We start from the raw sequence: 272 nt of genomic DNA on the forward strand, positions 1-272 counted from the left end.
TTGATCCCATGATTGGAAGAGAGCGTGAAGTTGAACGTCTTATCCACATTTTGAGCCGTCGAACAAAAAATAATCCCGTTCTTGTTGGTGAGCCAGGTGTTGGTAAGTCAGCGATTATTGAAGGTTTTGCGACACGTGTGGCTGCAGGAAATGTTCCTGTAGGTTTACGCGGCAGCCGCATTATGGCTTTAAATATGGCGATGGTCGTAGCGGGGACAAAATTCCGTGGTGAATTTGAAGATCGTTTGACGGCTATTGTTGATGAAGTGACA

The 272-nt window shown here is 45.6% G+C and carries 1 protein-coding gene; it reads left to right on the forward strand.

Annotation, left to right across the window (positions count from 1 at the left end; translation table 11 throughout):
• The coding region (locus tag ETC07_RS16200) for an AAA family ATPase (RefSeq protein WP_136249329.1) at positions 1–272 on the forward strand (272 nt) is incomplete at both ends.

This window comes from Halomonas borealis, from assembly GCF_004798905.1.
Taxonomy (GTDB): Bacteria; Pseudomonadota; Gammaproteobacteria; order Pseudomonadales; family Halomonadaceae; genus Halomonas; species Halomonas borealis.